Here is a 15964-nt window from a genome sequence, read left to right on the forward strand (position 1 = left end):
CGCTATGTCATTTACCTTCTCATTTTTTATTGTGCTACTTTTGGTACTGAATCCCATGTTAAGCATGTCGCCTAAGTTGATCGTAAAGTCTCAGTCCGATTTGCTAATGACGACAGGAGTGAGCTCAGAACTAGCGCCTTCACCCAGCAATCGCCAGATTCTCGTCGCGTGTACTGGCTTGTTGTTGATATTGCTTTTACTCTCCTTATTCGGGCAATCGTTTCGATATTGGATTCCAATATCGGTAGCCAATACGGCGAGCCTGCAAGTGAGTGCTGGATTGATTTTGTTACTGGCTGCGCTGGGTATGGTATTTTTTTCTAAGACGATGAAAGTGTCTCCGCGTACCAATCAGCAAATTAATCACGTAGCTGATCACCAAGCTAATCACCAAATTAATCACCAAATTAATCAAACCCCCCATCCGTTCGATGAGAAGCGCTGGTCTTTGCTACGGCTTTTTAGCCCGACCGCCATGATGACAGTCTTGTTATTAAGCGCGATACAGCCAGAACATACGCGGCAAATTGTGGCTGCTTTGGCCGCCGCCATGCTGGTGCTGACCATTCTTCTTATCGCGCTAAAAAATGTACAAAACTATCGTAGATTTGCATTAGTCGCTAATGGCTTTCAGACATTGTTAGGTTTGATTCTGGCGGTGATTGCGATCGATAGAATGTTGACTGGCCTCCATCTGTATTTTCAGCATGGATAGGACTTAGATGATTTTGACTATGGTGGCTGACCCCTCACTGCATTCAATGCGCGCAAGCGCTGCGCTGGCGAAGGCGATTGCACAACAGCGGGCAGATGCAGGCAGAAATGTACTGCTGGTTTCTCAGCAGTCCGATGCCGAGCTTGGCTGGAATGCGATCGAGCTCAAAGCTGGCGCGGCATTGCATTCAATTTGCGCCGGCAGTCTGGCGGCTAAGCTGGAAACGACTTACTGCGCTTATCACACCACCTTGATTCATCTATATCAGGACCAAGACCGGCAGCAGCATCTTGAACACCATGCATTGATGGCGTCTTGCGATATGGCGGTATTCCATTTGCACGCAGCACATTTTGATGTCCAGGCGCAGCAGCGCTTGCTAACGCAGATCGCCGCGGTACGCTGCCATCATTGGGAGCGTCCGATACTATTAGCGATTGAAACTGCCGCAGCCAGCCTTGAGCAAATTGCCAGCCTCAGCGCGCTGGAGAAAAATCTGCAGGTCAAAATCGTTTTGCTACCAGCGGGGACGGACAGCCCCGACAGATGCAAGAGTCTGTACAGGGCGCTGTTCCTTTAAAACACATCGCTTTAATCCATATCGCTTTAATACTTGTTGAGATTAGCGGATTATCGCGCGGCAGATTAATTGGGGAAAAGCTGGATTTCGGTTCACTGTAAAGTCACATCTCAGGGTTTCTGTCGTAGCCTGATTAAAATATACTCCCCATTTATTTTTCAAAAAATGCCCTATTGTCCAATCATTCTATGGACACTCCGTATATACAGAATGGGAGTATATATTTTGGCTCTATCATCTAACAACGATCAATCATTATCAAGTACCTGCTAGTAGGACTTAAAGCGTGGTGCTCGTCTCCCAAGTATTTCCAGCATACGTATTGATAGATGTATTGACTTCGGTTAGGCCGCCTTCCAGACATACGCTGAATTTCTATTTAGATGCAGCGCCAGTATTAGGCACGAGCATTAGTGACGATTATCAGTCACGATTATCAGTCACGATTATCAGTCACGATTATCAGTCACGATTATCAGTCACGAGTAAAATGACGCTGAATGCTGAATGCTGAATGCTGAATGCTCAAAATTTAATACAAGCAATAAGACCACAACAGAAAATGGCTGCACCCAATGCGAATATTATTAGTTGAAGACGACCGCAAAGCAGCGCGCCTGTTGGCCCGAGGCTTTCAGGAAGAGGGCTTTATTATCGACATCGCTCATACGGCGGAAGAGGGCGAGGAAGAAGCCTTCATCACCGACTATGACCTGATTATTTTAGACTGGATGCTGCCAGGTAAAGACGGCATAGATCTATGCCGCGATCTGCGGGCGCGCGGCAGCCAGACACCTATCATGATGCTGACAGCGCGCGACGCTTTAGCTGACAGGATTACTGGCCTCAACACCGGTGCTGATGATTACCTGACCAAGCCCTTTGCATTTGAAGAATTACTGGCGCGTGTTCGAGCCCTGTTACGACGTTCTGAAATCAGTCGTCCCTTGATTTTGGCTGCGTATGATTTGACACTGGATCCAGTCAGCCACCGCGTCATGCGGGCAAATGTTTTATTAGACTTAACGCCCAAGGAATATGCCATCTTAGAAATCTTGTTGCGGCATCCGGGCGAGGTAATCAGTCGCGCGCGTTTGGCGGAACAAGTATGGAAAGCTGACACCATTTCGCTGGATAATCTGATTGATGCACACTTCAGTAATTTGCGCAAAAAAGTAGATAGCAATAGCGACACGCCTTTGATACAAACCATACGTGGTCGGGGCTTTTGTATCAAGGCCGGCGCGCCAACCTAGCTTAGCGAACTTCGCCCCATCGTCATTCATTTTTTAACGCTGATCCACACAAGATGTCACCAAAAACTACCACCAGTCTGCTCAACTTCAGAACCCGATTGGTGCTGGTACATTTGGCTGTCATCATCACCGTATTAACGGTCGCCGCCTTTGCTGCACATCTGAGTTTGTCCCGCGCGGTCCACGGTCAGTTAGACGCAGCATTGCTGGCGCTGGCAGAAACTGAGATTTCTATGCTGGCTGAAAAAGGCCCGGTCAAAGTACACGACACGACCGCCGGCCCCGCGCCGCCGTCCTTAATGCGCTTAGATCGCTTAGTACAAATCATTGATGCTAACGGACAGGTATTGGCACGCAGCGTCAACCTTGGGGCGGCAAAATTGCCGGCGCCCTCCGAGTTGTTATCGCGTTTAGCCGAAGGCGACACGGTGTTTGAAACCTTACCCAAATTTGGTGAGGAGCCAGTGCGCATGGTCTCTATGCCGATCCGGGTCGATAACCGTTTAATGGCGATACAGGTCGCTGGCTCGCTCGATGACACCAGTCATGTAGTCGACTCCGCCAGCATCTTATTTATCATCATGGCGCTGACCCTGATCGTCGCCGTTGGCGTTGCAGGTGTGTTGCTGACCCGCCGTGTATTTAACGCGATTGATAATATTGTGCGAGAGGCGCACCACATCGGCGAAGCAAATTTCGCCGAAAGACTGCCACATCCCGGTACCTCTGATGAGATCGGGCGCCTGGTCGATACCTTGAACGAAATGCTGGATCGATTACAACAAAGTTTTGAGGTGCAGCGACGATTTACTGCTGATGCTTCACATGAATTACGTTCGCCTTTATCCCGCTTAAGAATGGAGCTGGAAGTCACCTTGCGACGACCGCGCGAACCTGCCGATTATATTCAGGCGCTGCATTCTTGTATGGAAGAAGTAGAGCGTTTGAGTTTGCTGGTAGAAGAATTATTAACCCTGGCGCGGATCGACGCCGGTCAAGAGCATAATACCTCGGAAGTCGTTTGCCTCAATCAATTAGTGGATGAGGCGGTAAGCCGTATGGAGGCGATTGCATCGGAGCGTGCAATACGGATTGTGATTGCGCCTTCGCCAGAAGTCATGGCACGAGTAGCGCGTGGTTCTGCCAGCTTGGTGATCGCCAATTTACTAGACAACGCGGTGAAGTTTTCTCGCCATGGCGGGAATGTGGTGGTGACGCTTGCAGACGAGGGAGGAATGGTCAGTATCAGTGTATCCGACACAGGGCCAGGGATTAACCGCGAAGAATTACCGCACTTGTTTGAGCGGTTTTATCGCGGTACCAGCACCCGCGCGGAAGAAACACCAGGGGTTGGCCTTGGTCTCGCATTATCGCAATCTATTGCCCATGTATATGGCGGACGTATCGAGGTTGCCAGTTCTTCTCAGTCCTCACAATCAGGTACGCAATTTACGTTTAAGTTGCCCAAGCCTGCTGATTTACTTTGATATCGATAGCGAATAAAAAAGCCACGATGATTCGTGGCTTTTTGCTTTCTTTGCGTAAGTCCAGTATTACATGCTTGGATAGTTTGGCCCGCCGCCACCTTCAGGCGTAACCCAGACGATATTTTGCGTCGGATCTTTGATATCGCAAGTTTTGCAATGTACGCAGTTTTGCGCATTGATTTGCAAGCGATCTGCACCCTGATCAGTTTTGACAAACTCATATACGCCAGCCGGGCAGTAGCGGGCTTCTGGTCCTGCATATTTGGCTAAGTTGATGCCAACTGGCACGCTCGCATCTTTCAACGTCAGATGAATCGGCTGATCTTCTGCATGGTTGGTGTTGGAGATAAACACCGACGATAAGCGATCAAAGGTGAGTTTGCCATCTGGCTTTGGATACACAATCGGCTCGAACTCAGACGCAGGGCGCAGACATTCATGATCGGCTTTGGAGTGATGCAAAGTCCATGGTGCTTTACCTCGCAGTACCATTTGATCCAGCCAGACCAGCGGTGAACCGTAAGTGCCTTTTTTCAGCAAAGGTTTGACGTTACGTGCTGTGTGCAGTTCTTCATGTAGCCAGGACTGTTCAAAGGCGGTGGAGTAAGCCGTTAATTCATCATGCTGACGTTGCGCTCCCAATGCATCAAATGCGGCAATCGCTGCCAGCATGCCGGTTTTGATCGCTGCGTGACTACCTTTAATGCGACTCATATTCAAAAAGCCGGCATCGCAACCGATCAAGGCGCCGCCTGGGAACACCAGCTTAGGCAGGGATTGTAAACCGCCCGCGGTGATTGCTCGTGCACCATAAGATATGCGCTTACCGCCTTCAAAGAAACCACAAATTGCCGGATGCGTTTTAAAGCGCTGAAATTCTTCGTAAGGCGACAGGTATGGATTTTCATAGGCCAAACCGACAACATAGCCTACCGCAACTTGGTTATTTTCGAGGTGGTACAAGAACGAGCCACTATATTGATCCATCAGCGGCCAACCCGTAGTGTGGACGACCAGACCAGGTTTATGTTGCTTAGGATCGATTTCCCATAACTCTTTAATCCCGATGCCGTAGGATTGCGGATCTTTACCTTTATTTAAGTCATATTTAGCCATGACTTGTTTGCCCAAATGACCGCGCGCACCTTCTGCAAACAGCGTGTATTTAGCATGCAGTTCCATGCCTAACTGGAATGCTGGAGACGCTTCACCGTGGCGATCAACACCCATATTGCCGGTAGCTACGCCTTTGACCGAACCATCGTCGTTGTACAAAACTTCGGCAGCGGCAAAACCTGGGAATACTTCCACACCCAAGGCCTCAGCTTGCTGAGCCAGCCAACGGGTGACATTGGCTAAAGAGACGATGTAATTACCATGATTCTCGAAACAGGCAGGCAACATCCAGTTTGGCGTTTTAAACGCCTTTTTCTCCGTCAATACCAGGACGCGATCTTCAGTCACTTCGGTATTCAGCGGCGCGCCTATTTCTTTCCAGTTGGGGAAGAGTTCCGTTAAAGCTTTTGGGTCCATCACTGCGCCAGACAAGATATGCGCGCCGGGCTCGCCACCTTTTTCCAGAACACAGACCGAGACTTCGTTGCCTTTTTCTGCTGCGAGTTGTTTGAGCTTGATCGCAGCGGACAATCCGGCAGGGCCGCCGCCGACAATAACGACGTCATATTCCATCGCATCGCGCGGACCGAACTGCTCTATTAGACTTTGTGTCATGGCTATAATCGCTTTCAGAAAATTTACGAACGAACGTGCTTATTTGTTGTCGGTATGGTATAGCTTAGGGATGTAATGCGCAAGCTGAGCAATTCTTCTAATTAATCGTTGTCAATGCGGTTGTAAATACGCTTACCAGTGCGCTTACCAACGGATTGGTAAATAAATTCAGTCTTGCTCCGGCAATTCTCCTAAAACCATCAATTGCTTATTTTTGTTGTGCATAGATTATCCTAGAAACGGCAGTCGACCGCTTGTCAGTGTAAATAAGTATTTGATTCAATTGAATTATTCAATTCTATCCACTGTCACCGTTGTGATGACAGCGCTACGAATCTGATCGCACACTTTTTCGGCTCCCTAACCGCGTTGCTCCTCGTTGCAACGTGAAGGTTGTGCCTCGTCTCGCCTTGCTGGGAAACCGAAAAAATGTACACTCAGACTCGTCTAACTGCCGTTTCTAGGATTATCGCAGAGGGTCAAATAAGATGCAGCACTTTCATGATTTTGATCGATAAAATGGAAGTTTTAAAACACAAGCATATTGTCTATGTCATCATAGCGGCACATTCAAAATGATATGCTTCCAGGATTTACGCAAAACTGTTCCGGCAAGCTTGTGTTTGCCGCGGTACTAGTTGAATAGTTTTGCATAAGTCTTGGCGTATCTAAAAAATGCACAAACCACGTAGCACTTTCAGCAAAATTTTAGTCGGAGAATCTGATGGGTATTGAAGTAAATTTCGAAGGAAAAATCGCTCTGGTGACAGGCGCCTCCAGTGGTCTTGGCGCTCGTTTTGCAAAAATTCTGGCACAAGCCGGGGCACAAGTCGTGCTGGCTTCGCGCCGGATTGATCGCCTGAAAGAGTTACGCGCAGAAATCGAAGCCGAAGGCGGCGCTGCCCATGTCGTGACATTGGACGTCACCGACTATGCCAGTATCAAATCAGCGATTGCTCATGCGGAAACCGAGGCCGGTCCTATCGATATCTTGATCAATAATTCGGGTGTTTCAACCACACAGCGTTTGATCGACGTCACGCCGGAAGATTATGCCTACGTAATGGACACCAATCAGCGCGGTGCTTTTTTCGTTGCACAAGAGACGGCCAAGCGCATGATTGCCCGCTACAAGGGCGATCCTAAAAAGCAGCACCGGATTATTAATATTGCCTCTGTCGCAGGTCTGCGTGTATTGCCACAAATCGGTATTTATTGCGTCAGTAAAGCCGCAGTGGTACACATGACTAAGTCCATGGCGGTCGAGTGGGGCAAGTTTGGCATTAACGTGAATGCGATTTGCCCAGGCTATATTGAGACCGAAATTAACCAGGATCATTTTAAAAGTGAACAGGGTCAAAAGCTGATTGATATGCTGCCAAGAAAACGGGTCGGTATGCCAGAAGATTTGGACGGTTTGTTGCTGTTGCTGGCCGCAGAAGAATCACGCTTTTTGAATGGAGCGATAGTAACGGCAGACGATGGAATGAGCGCGCAATGATAGGCGAGAAAGTACTTGATAAAAAGTTGGTGTACACCGTGACAATTCCAATTCGCTGGGGCGATATGGATGCATTGGGACATGTCAATAATACTGTGTACTTTCGCTATATGGAGCAGGCCAGGCTGGAGTGGCTGACGATGCTGGGTTGTTTGTCCGATGAAAACGGCAACGGCCCGGTCATCATCAATGCTCACTGCACATTTAAAAAACCCTTAAAATATCCTGACCAGGTTGAAGTCTGTACCTACATCGGCGGTGCAGGCCGTAGCAGTTTTGAAACCATCCAAGAAATGCGCAGTGTCAGCGATGGTTATACGCTATATGCAGAAGGTGGAGCCAAGGTAGTGTGGGTCGATGCGCAAACGCAAAAGTCCACCGTACTGCCAGAATCGATTAAGGAAAAACTGACTGAGCTGAAAACCGCAGTGAAGTCGGCAAATAAGCCAGCACGACGTGTGAAGGCGGTATAAATGAAAGTTGAATAAACCCGAATCTAATAGTCAGCTGACTACTTCAACACATATGAAGCTGAGTTGTAATCTGTCTCCAGGGATAAGCAACTCAGCTGACGATTCGTAATAATTTATGTACTAGTTCGCTGGATGTCGCCGCCGTAAATTTACGCATCAGCTTTGCTCTGTGCATCTCCACCGTTCTTGGACTAAGCCCAATTTGCCGCGCAATCAGCTTGCTAGTTTTGCCTTCCACCAGCAGGGCGGCGATTTCTCTCTCGCGCGGCGTTAATTCTGCTGTGACTGAGCGTTTAGAACTCAGATCTTCAAATGTCCAGATTCCCTCTGCGTGAGCATCTTCTTTATGCAACCCCCTGCCTGAGACATGGCACCAGAATAATTCTTGATTGGCTCGTTTCATGATGCGCTCGTCTGAGTAATAGCCTTTGGCATTCATGATTGGCGTGATACGCGCACCGGTACGTTCAAACTCATCTGGCGACGGGTATAAGATTAAAAATGATTGTCCCAGTAATTGTTCTTTTTGGTAGCCAAACATCTGCGCCAGATCATCATTGCAAGCGCGGATAATGCGATTTTGTGAGACGCATAGTCCGACCGGCGCGTACTGAAAAATCGTTTCAAAATTAATGAGCTGCGCTTCGGTCATGGAGTTTGAGCTGCTTATTTGGGGTAATTTGCGATAACTTAAGCTGACTAATTATTCGGTATTTGTCAGGTATTTTTACGGTATTGCGCTGTATAGAGTAGCATCATATGCTTGGCGATAAAACAAAACTTCAGTATAAAGCGCGGGTAGCAAAAAACTCACGCCAGTATCGTGTCGGACGCTGTATTTCAATAAGAGTTTCAACAAGAGTTTTAATATAAGAAAGGGACAACATGAACAAAGTTTATCCTGACGCTGCCAGTGCCTTGGCAGATATCGTCAAAGACGGACAAACCGTGGCAGTAGGCGGTTTTGGTCTGTGCGGTATCCCCGAGGCGCTGATTGCTGCCTTGCGCGATTCCGGCGTACAGAATTTGACGGCAATCTCCAACAACGCCGGTGTGGATGGCTTTGGTTTAGGACAGTTATTGACCACGCGCCAGATCAAAAAAATGATCGCCTCTTATGTCGGTGAGAACAAAGAATTTGAACGCCAATATCTGGCCGGTGAGTTGGAATTAGAATTTACACCACAAGGTACTCTGGCCGAAAAACTGCGGGCGGGCGGCGCTGGCATTCCTGCATTTTTCACCAAGACGGGCGTCGGCACCATCGTCGCTGACGGCAAAGAAATCCGTGAGTTTGATGGCGCACAATATGTCATGGAGCGTTCTTTAGTTGCCGACGTATCACTGGTCAAGGCCTACAAGGCAGATAAATCAGGCAATTTGGTCTATCGCAAAACGGCACGCAACTTCAATCCCAATGTGGCGATGGCAGGAAAAATCACCGTGGTTGAAGTGGAAGTCCTGGTCGAAATCGGTGAGATTGATCCCGATGATGTCCATACGCCAGGCATATTTGTCCAACGCATCGTTGTCAATGCGACCCCGGAAAAACGTATAGAACAGCGCACTGTTCGCCCAGCAGAATAAGGAGAGCAACATGGCATGGACTCGTGATGAGATGGCTGCTCGTGCAGCAAAAGAATTACAAGATGGTTATTACGTCAATCTGGGCATAGGCTTGCCGACACTGGTTGCCAATCATGTGCCGCAAGGCATGGAAGTATGGCTGCAGTCAGAAAATGGTTTGCTGGGTATTGGCCCTTTTCCGACGGAGGACGAAGTTGATCCCGACATGATTAACGCAGGTAAACAAACCGTAACGACCTTGCCAGGTTCGTCGATTTTTAGTTCTGCCGACTCGTTTGCGATGATACGCGGCGGCAAAATCAATCTGGCGATTTTAGGCGCAATGCAAGTCAGTGAAACCGGCGATCTGGCCAATTGGATGATCCCCGGCAAAATGGTCAAAGGCATGGGCGGCGCGATGGATCTGGTAGCCGGTGTTGGTCATGTGGTGGTGTTGATGGAGCATGTCGCCAAAGGCGATGCGCATAAAATCCTGAAAAAATGCAATTTGCCACTGACCGGTGTAGGCGTCGTCAACCGCATCATCACTGATCTGGGCGTGATTGATGTCACACCAAGCGGTTTGAAGTTGATCGAATTAGCCAGCGGCGTGACTAAGGAAGAAGTGATTGCAAAAACCGAAGCGTCGTTGGATGTCAGTGCGCTTGCTTAATCAGAACTGGTTTGCATGATTTAGTGATTTTTCGGTTCGGTAAAGTCGCTAGTCAACGTTGCCATACAAACTCTGTACATGATAAAAATGCCAGCACTTCTGCTGGCATTTTTATTGCACCATTGATTATTGGAAATTATATACTGGTGGTATGTATATTAATATTCAACGATGTTGTCCATATTTTAATTGGACAATAGAAGACCTGTTTAAGATACTCCCTTTGTTACTTGTTTTTTGGCAGGTCTAATGGCTTAACATCGCCGCAGTCTGCGGATAACCATTTGCTCTTGGTTTCGCTATGCATATTGATGGGTTTATCGTTAGCGATTCCTTTAAAATCAAAAACTGACTGGACGCTATCGTCGCCAAGATAAGTGCCTGTAACTTTGCCGCTACCTTTCATCTCTGGTTTATCGCAGACCAAATCCATAGACCAGGTATTGCCATTTTTTTGAATATTTTTTGACTGACAACCGGATTGATCTTTGAAGTTGACTGGCGGTTGATCGCGGTCTGCCATTTCCTTTGTTATACACATCTGCGTCGTCATTCCACCGTTTTGTATATTGGGGATTTTGATTCCCATCTGTTTCAGTTTTTCTAGTTGTTCTGGTGGAATGGCCGGCATATTTTTCATCGCGTCGGATTGTATGGTCACTTCCCACAACCCAGCTTTGGATTTTCCGGCGGCATGCGCATTGCTGACTAAGGATAAGGCGCAGAGCGATAAACTGATTAATTGGATGGTGCTACGCATAACATTTCCTTTGAATATGGATGACAATAAGTCAATGTAGTTGCTAGTCATGCAAAATGAAAGCAAAATCGCTTTTTGGGAGGTGCCAGACATTTCGCCAGCATCGCCCAAACGTGCTTAGTCGTACAGAAGTGGTTTGATCGTAGCACTATTTTTTATCAGCATATTACGCTTAATGAATATACTCCCCACTATTTTTTTAAAATATCGGTTGTAAACCAATAAATATATGGACACTTAAATATACTTATATCCAGTATATAAATTAATTGTAATGTCACTGCGAGTAATCGTTTTCGTCCTAAGCCATATTAGACATTTGTTTAAAATAAGTACGAAAACGAACAGTAGCCGCAGTTCAAGCATCGTAAAATGTCAAATTGCTTCATCCCAACGATCAATCAGATAAGGCTCGCCCATGATTGCACTACGCAAATCCGTTCAATGTGTTTCCCCTGCCGGATTACATCGCATGTCCTATAAACAATGGGGCGATCCTCTCAATCCCCGCGTGCTGGTTTGTGTGCATGGCCTCAGCCGGGTAGCGGACGATTTCGACGCCTTGGCGGAAGTGATGTCGGATACTTATCGCGTCGTTTGCCCTGACGTTGTCGGGCGGGGTCAGTCGGATTGGTTGCGCAACCCCCAGTTTTATCAAGTACCTCAATATGTCAGCGATATGGTGACCCTGGTTGCAAGGCTGGATGTTGAAACGGTAGATTGGTTTGGCACCTCGATGGGTGGATTGATTGGCATGGGTTTAGCAGCAATGCCGGAGAGTCCTATCAGAAAACTGATCTTGAACGACGTTGGTCCAGTACTCAATCCCGCGGCACTGGTGCGCATTGGAGACTACATAGGCCAGGATGTACGTTTCAATACATTTGAAGAGGCTGCTGCGTACATCAAGCAGGTTTCCATTTCCTTCGGCCCACATACTGATGCGCAATGGCATAAGCTGGCGACTGATGTCTTGAAGCAAAATCAAGACGGTCAATGGATACGTCATTATGATTTGGGTTTGGCAGCGCCGATTAAAGCCACGACACCGGAAATCGCTTTGGCAGGGCAGGGCATGTTGTGGGCGGCCTATGATGCGATAAAGTGCCAGACTCTGGTCGTCAGAGGCTCTGAGTCAGATTTGCTCAGCGAGCAGACCGCACAAGAAATGACGCAGCGTGGCCCGCGTGCCGCCGTGGTAGAAATCCCTGGCGTTGGTCATGCTCCGACATTTGTGCAGCCGGAACAAATTGCGATTGCCAGAGAGTTTTTTCTGGCATAAAACTATGCCTCATCGGTTAGTCATAGAGGTTTCTATAATGAGTGATCAATCAGCAGGATTGCAATGAGCTTACAACGTTTCCATGTCGGGCAACGCTTGTCCGAAACCGCTATTTTTAATAAAACGGTTTATTTAGCCGGTCAGATTCCTGAAGATACCAGCCAAGATATTATCGGCCAAACTATGGAAGTATTAGGGCATGTTGACCGTCTGCTAGCGGAGGCCGGAAGCGACAAATCGCACATTCTGATGTGTCAGATTTTTTTATCCGATATTACTCAAATTGGCGGTATGAATCAGGCATGGGACGCATGGGTTGCCGAGGGCAATGCACCGCCAAGGGCGACGGTACAAGCAGCACTGGCAAATCCAGATTGGTTGATTGAAGTAGTCGTTACTGCGGCACAAAAATAAGTAAAAACAAATAGACATTATGGTATCGACATCAGCATTAGCAGCGCCGTCAGAATCTCAATTGCAGTCGCAATTGTTAGAAGGATTGTCGGAGAGCGAATCTGCCCGCGTCATGGCAGCGCTTGAATTCGTCACTCCTTTATACGTAAATCGTAATGTGGTCACAGGTCAAAATGCGCTGCAATTTGTGCAGGGCGTCGTTTCTACATTGGTGATGTTGCGTACCGATGTAGATACCCGGATTGCCGGTTTATTGTTTGAATTGCCGGAACTAAGTCCTGCTGCCGCCGCACAAATTGAAACTCGTTTTGGTAAAGAGATCGGCGATCTGGTCTCTGGTATTCGCCGTCTGATGCGCCTGCGCGAGGCGGCCTTGACCCAACATGATGTTGGTCGCGGCAAGGACTCTGCGGAAAAAACCGCCACGCAAATGGAAACCTTGCGCAAGATGGTGCTAGCGATGGCGACCGATATGCGTGTTGTGCTGGTTCGTCTGGCTTCACGCGTGACGACCTTGCGTTATTTCGCTGATTGCAAACGTGACGATGCCGTATCGCAGCAATACGCTAGCGAGACCATGGATTTGTATGCGCCGCTGGCAAACCGGCTGGGTGTTTGGCAATTGAAATGGGAGTTAGAAGATTTATCCTTCCGTTTTATGGAGCCTGCGCAATACAAACGTATCGCCAAAATGCTGGAAGAAAAACGGCTGGAGCGCGAGAGTTTTGTGGTCTCTGCGATTAGTCGTCTGAATGCAGAATTAAAAGCAGCCGACATCAAAGCAGAGGTCTCTGGACGACCTAAACACATCTACAGTATTTTTAAAAAGATGAAGGGCAAGGACGTCAATTTTGATGAGCTATACGACGTGCGTGCTTTCCGTGTGGTGGTTGATGATGTTAAAGATTGCTACACCGTTTTGGGCTTGGTCCATAACGCGTGGACTCCGCTGCCTAATGAGTTTGACGATTATATTTCTCGGCCAAAACAAAATGGCTATCAATCATTGCATACCGTGGTGGTGGTGGAAGATGGCCGCCCGCTGGAAGTGCAAATACGCACTCGCGCCATGCATCAGTTTGCTGAGTATGGCGTAGCAGCGCACTGGCGCTATAAAGAATCTGGTGGGTCCAATTTTTCTGCACAAGAATACGATGAAAAAATTGCCTGGCTCAGACAACTATTAGCATGGAAATCCGAGGTCGCCGATGTGGTGGTGGGGCAGGAAGAATTGCAGCGTGAGTGGGTAGAAAAAATTAAGGCTGCGACATTGGATGATCGTATCTATGTTCTGACACCGCAAGCGCGCGTGATTGAATTGCCGAGTGGCTCTACCCCGGTCGATTTTGCTTACCATTTGCATACCGATGTCGGACATCGTTGCCGTGGTGCGCGCGTCGATAACGTCATGGTGCCACTAAATACGCCGCTAAAAAATGGTCAGACGGTAGAGATCATTACGCTCAAAGTAGGCTCGTCCCAGACCGGACCGTCGCGCGATTGGCTCAACATAGAATATTCAGCGAGCACCCGTACCCGCAGCAAAATTCGCGCTTGGTTCAATGTGATTGATCAGCAAGAAACGCTTTCTAATGGTCGAGCGCTTGTTGAAAAAACCTTGCAGCGCGAAGGAAAAACCGCCGTCAATCTGGATGAATTGGCGCGCAAGTTGGGGTTTGCCAATGTAGAAGAATTATTTTTGTCGGTCGGTAAAGATGAGTTCAGTCTGCGCCAGATAGAAAATAGTTTGCGCGAAACCGTCGAGGTCGTCGACCCGGACGAAATTGATATCACCAATAAAAGCCGCGCGTCCAGCGTGACCCAAGGTGCTAAGTCCGGCGTATTGGTTGTCGGTACCGAAGGTCTGATGACGCAGCTAGCACGTTGCTGCAAACCTGCGCCACCAGATGGCATTATCGGTTTCGTCACACGTGGCAAAGGGGTTTCTATTCACCGTCTTAACTGCAAAAATTTTGCAGAAATGCGGACTAAAGCGCCTGAACGTGTATTGCAAACCACTTGGGGCGAACATGGTAAAGAGACGGTTTATCCGGTGGATATTTTTGTGCTGGCACAAGACAGACAAGGATTGTTACGCGATATCTCAGAAGTATTTTCCCGAGAAAAAATCAATGTGATCGGTGTCAACACGCAAAGCGCGAAGTCGCAGGCGCGGATGTCGTTTACCGCAGAAATCACCGGCACAGCGCAACTGCAAAAAGCCTTGATGGTGATACGAGAGGTGAGCGGAGTGTTAGAGGTACGACGGAATTAAACTAGGACGTCCAATCAAAGTGCGGCTCCTGGCATGAAATCATGCGAGGAGCCTTATTCTTATTGGACGTTGCTTCTGTGATCTTTTAGAAACTCTGTATCAGGGGTCGTCTTGATTAAAGAATCTTTAGAATTTCCTGATTGCTTTTAGGTCTTGCGCATAATTACCAGCTATTTCATCCTCGGCCATGCCAGGCACTTCTGCTTGTAAGGTGATGTGATCGATTTTATGTTTCTCTAAAAGCATATTTTTTACGCTTTGTAAGATGCGCGGCCATGCCGTCAGATCATCAATTTCTAAATGCCCTATTAATGCAGGGTAACCGGGCGACATTTCCCATACATGTAAGTCATGCACGGACAAAACGCCGGCAATTGTTTCTAAGTCTTCACCGATTTGAATATAGTCGATATGGCGCGGGACGCCTTCCATTAAAAAATGATAAGACTCACGCAGCACACTAAACGTTGATTTTAAAATTAATAGCGACACAAAAATCGATAGCAGTGGATCAATTTGCATCCATCCTGTGTAGTAAATCACTGCACCAGATACGATTGCTGCAATTGATCCCAGCAAGTCTCCCATCACGTGGATCAGTGCTGCCTTGGTGTTCAGGTTTTCTTTGTCATGCGATAACACCCATGCGACGATGAGATTAATCGCCAGGCCAATGCTTGCAACCAAGATGACGGTGCCGCCTTGCACTGCTTCCGGATGTGAAAGCCGTTGAGTAGCTTCAAAAGCAATCCATAAAACTACTGCCAACATGATTAAGCCATTGACAAACGCGGCGAGCGCTTCTGCGCGGCCAAAGCCGAACGAATTTTTAGCGGTTGGTGGTCGTTTTGCAATCATCTGTGCCAGTAAAGCAAGTCCTAACGCGGCAGCATCGGTCACCATGTGGCCAGCGTCAGATATCAACGCCAGCGAGTTAGACCAAAATCCAAAACCAACTTCAACGCCGGCAAAGCCTAGTGTCAGCACCAGTGCCCATGCCAGAATTTTTTGACTACGGTTTTCAAAAAAATGTCGATGTTCGGCATCACCATGACGGTGAGCGTGTAGATGTTCGCTGTTAGAGACGGCTATTTTTTCTGGCATGAGTGGTAGGAATTGTGAAAATATGGGTTATTAAAGTCTTTCGTCAGTTTAGCGGGATGCGGGCTTATTTGCTTAAAATCAGCGTAAATGACTGAATAACATTGCGCGCCGTGTTTCGCAAGCGCTGACAGCACCATAAAAATAAGT

At 47.9% G+C, this 15964-nt stretch carries 15 protein-coding genes; 11 read left to right on the plus strand and 4 right to left on the minus strand.

Annotated features, from left to right (window positions below; genetic code table 11):
- Positions 1-4 precede the first annotated feature (4 nt).
- The 4 genes from QN395_RS00510 (at position 5) to QN395_RS00525 (ending at position 4038) form a co-directional block, all read left to right on the plus strand.
- On the plus strand, positions 5-715 hold the full coding sequence (locus QN395_RS00510; RefSeq protein ID WP_323493088.1) for a hypothetical protein: 711 nt from the start codon (positions 5-7) through the stop codon (positions 713-715).
- Positions 716-722: 7 nt separating this feature from the next.
- On the plus strand, positions 723-1295 hold the full coding sequence (locus QN395_RS00515; RefSeq protein WP_322119429.1) for a hypothetical protein: 573 nt from the start codon (positions 723-725) through the stop codon (positions 1293-1295).
- Positions 1296-1870: 575 nt separating this feature from the next.
- A complete protein-coding gene (locus QN395_RS00520; protein ID WP_323491883.1) occupies positions 1871-2551 on the plus strand; it encodes a response regulator transcription factor in 681 nt (226 codons plus the stop codon).
- Between the two features lie 77 nt (positions 2552-2628).
- Positions 2629-4038, plus strand: a complete 1410-nt coding sequence (locus tag QN395_RS00525) for a sensor histidine kinase (protein WP_416200159.1) — start codon at positions 2629-2631, stop codon at positions 4036-4038.
- Between the two features lie 66 nt (positions 4039-4104).
- Here QN395_RS00525 and QN395_RS00530 read toward each other — a convergent pair whose 3' ends face one another.
- Positions 4105-5727 (minus strand): electron transfer flavoprotein-ubiquinone oxidoreductase, encoded by a 1623-nt coding sequence (locus QN395_RS00530; RefSeq protein WP_416200158.1) that lies wholly within the window; start codon positions 5725-5727, stop codon positions 4105-4107.
- Between the two features lie 766 nt (positions 5728-6493).
- Here QN395_RS00530 and QN395_RS00535 point away from each other — a divergent pair.
- Both QN395_RS00535 and QN395_RS00540 read left to right on the plus strand, forming a co-directional pair.
- Positions 6494-7270, plus strand: a complete 777-nt coding sequence (locus QN395_RS00535) for an SDR family oxidoreductase (RefSeq protein ID WP_322119425.1) — start codon at positions 6494-6496, stop codon at positions 7268-7270.
- The gene (locus QN395_RS00540) at positions 7267-7743 is read left to right on the plus strand and encodes a thioesterase family protein (protein ID WP_323491884.1); all 477 of its coding nucleotides are present in this window, start codon (positions 7267-7269) and stop codon (positions 7741-7743) included. The genes QN395_RS00535 and QN395_RS00540 overlap by 4 nt, the downstream gene beginning before the upstream one ends.
- Before the next feature lie 91 nt (positions 7744-7834).
- Here the strand turns inward: QN395_RS00540 and QN395_RS00545 are convergent, their stop codons facing one another.
- The gene (locus QN395_RS00545) at positions 7835-8395 is read right to left on the minus strand and encodes a LuxR C-terminal-related transcriptional regulator (protein ID WP_322119423.1); all 561 of its coding nucleotides are present in this window, start codon (positions 8393-8395) and stop codon (positions 7835-7837) included.
- Between the two features lie 233 nt (positions 8396-8628).
- Between QN395_RS00545 and QN395_RS00550 the strand changes: the two genes are divergently transcribed.
- Positions 8629-9330 (plus strand): CoA transferase subunit A, encoded by a 702-nt coding sequence (locus QN395_RS00550; RefSeq protein WP_322119422.1) that lies wholly within the window; start codon positions 8629-8631, stop codon positions 9328-9330.
- A gap of 10 nt (positions 9331-9340) precedes the next feature.
- Entirely contained in the window at positions 9341-9982 is a 642-nt protein-coding gene (locus QN395_RS00555) for a CoA transferase subunit B (RefSeq protein WP_322119421.1), read from the plus strand.
- Between the two features lie 226 nt (positions 9983-10208).
- On the opposite strand, the gene QN395_RS00560 is transcribed toward QN395_RS00555, so the two are convergent.
- Entirely contained in the window at positions 10209-10742 is a 534-nt protein-coding gene (locus QN395_RS00560; RefSeq protein ID WP_323491885.1) for a DUF3617 domain-containing protein, read from the minus strand.
- A 418-nt stretch (positions 10743-11160) separates the two neighbouring features.
- Here QN395_RS00560 and QN395_RS00565 point away from each other — a divergent pair, with 418 nt between their 5' ends.
- The 3 genes from QN395_RS00565 (at position 11161) to QN395_RS00575 (ending at position 14713) form a co-directional block, all read left to right on the plus strand.
- Positions 11161-12024, plus strand: coding sequence for an alpha/beta hydrolase (locus QN395_RS00565; protein WP_322119419.1), 864 nt, complete (start codon positions 11161-11163; stop codon positions 12022-12024).
- Positions 12025-12087: 63 nt separating this feature from the next.
- On the plus strand, positions 12088-12438 hold the full coding sequence (locus QN395_RS00570) for a RidA family protein (protein WP_322119418.1): 351 nt from the start codon (positions 12088-12090) through the stop codon (positions 12436-12438).
- Between the two features lie 19 nt (positions 12439-12457).
- On the plus strand, positions 12458-14713 hold the full coding sequence (locus tag QN395_RS00575; protein ID WP_322119417.1) for a bifunctional (p)ppGpp synthetase/guanosine-3',5'-bis(diphosphate) 3'-pyrophosphohydrolase: 2256 nt from the start codon (positions 12458-12460) through the stop codon (positions 14711-14713).
- 126 nt (positions 14714-14839) lie between these two features.
- Here the strand turns inward: QN395_RS00575 and QN395_RS00580 are convergent, their stop codons facing one another.
- Positions 14840-15817: a cation diffusion facilitator family transporter gene (locus tag QN395_RS00580; RefSeq protein WP_322119416.1), complete on the minus strand. Its 978-nt coding sequence runs from the start codon at positions 15815-15817 to the stop codon at positions 14840-14842.
- Between the last annotated feature and the right edge of the window lie 147 nt (positions 15818-15964).

Origin of the sequence: Undibacterium sp. RTI2.2 (assembly GCF_035018705.1) — a bacterium.
In the GTDB taxonomy this organism is placed as follows: Bacteria; Pseudomonadota; Gammaproteobacteria; order Burkholderiales; family Burkholderiaceae_D; genus Undibacterium.

What these genes read in the sequence shown, in the direction of transcription:
- QN395_RS00510 (WP_323493088.1), top strand. Translation starts at nt 5, where the DNA reads ATGTCATTTACCTTCTCATTTTTTATTGTGCTACTTTTGGTACTGAAT.
- QN395_RS00515 (WP_322119429.1), top strand. Translation starts at nt 723, where the DNA reads ATGATTTTGACTATGGTGGCTGACCCCTCACTGCATTCAATGCGCGCA.
- QN395_RS00520 (WP_323491883.1), top strand. Translation starts at nt 1,871, where the DNA reads ATGCGAATATTATTAGTTGAAGACGACCGCAAAGCAGCGCGCCTGTTG.
- QN395_RS00530 (WP_416200158.1), bottom strand. Translation starts at nt 5,727, where the DNA reads ATGGAATATGACGTCGTTATTGTCGGCGGCGGCCCTGCCGGATTGTCC.
- QN395_RS00535 (WP_322119425.1), top strand. Translation starts at nt 6,494, where the DNA reads ATGGGTATTGAAGTAAATTTCGAAGGAAAAATCGCTCTGGTGACAGGC.
- QN395_RS00540 (WP_323491884.1), top strand. Translation starts at nt 7,267, where the DNA reads ATGATAGGCGAGAAAGTACTTGATAAAAAGTTGGTGTACACCGTGACA.
- QN395_RS00545 (WP_322119423.1), bottom strand. Translation starts at nt 8,395, where the DNA reads ATGACCGAAGCGCAGCTCATTAATTTTGAAACGATTTTTCAGTACGCG.
- QN395_RS00550 (WP_322119422.1), top strand. Translation starts at nt 8,629, where the DNA reads ATGAACAAAGTTTATCCTGACGCTGCCAGTGCCTTGGCAGATATCGTC.
- QN395_RS00555 (WP_322119421.1), top strand. Translation starts at nt 9,341, where the DNA reads ATGGCATGGACTCGTGATGAGATGGCTGCTCGTGCAGCAAAAGAATTA.
- QN395_RS00560 (WP_323491885.1), bottom strand. Translation starts at nt 10,742, where the DNA reads ATGCGTAGCACCATCCAATTAATCAGTTTATCGCTCTGCGCCTTATCC.
- QN395_RS00565 (WP_322119419.1), top strand. Translation starts at nt 11,161, where the DNA reads ATGATTGCACTACGCAAATCCGTTCAATGTGTTTCCCCTGCCGGATTA.
- QN395_RS00570 (WP_322119418.1), top strand. Translation starts at nt 12,088, where the DNA reads ATGAGCTTACAACGTTTCCATGTCGGGCAACGCTTGTCCGAAACCGCT.
- QN395_RS00575 (WP_322119417.1), top strand. Translation starts at nt 12,458, where the DNA reads ATGGTATCGACATCAGCATTAGCAGCGCCGTCAGAATCTCAATTGCAG.
- QN395_RS00580 (WP_322119416.1), bottom strand. Translation starts at nt 15,817, where the DNA reads ATGCCAGAAAAAATAGCCGTCTCTAACAGCGAACATCTACACGCTCAC.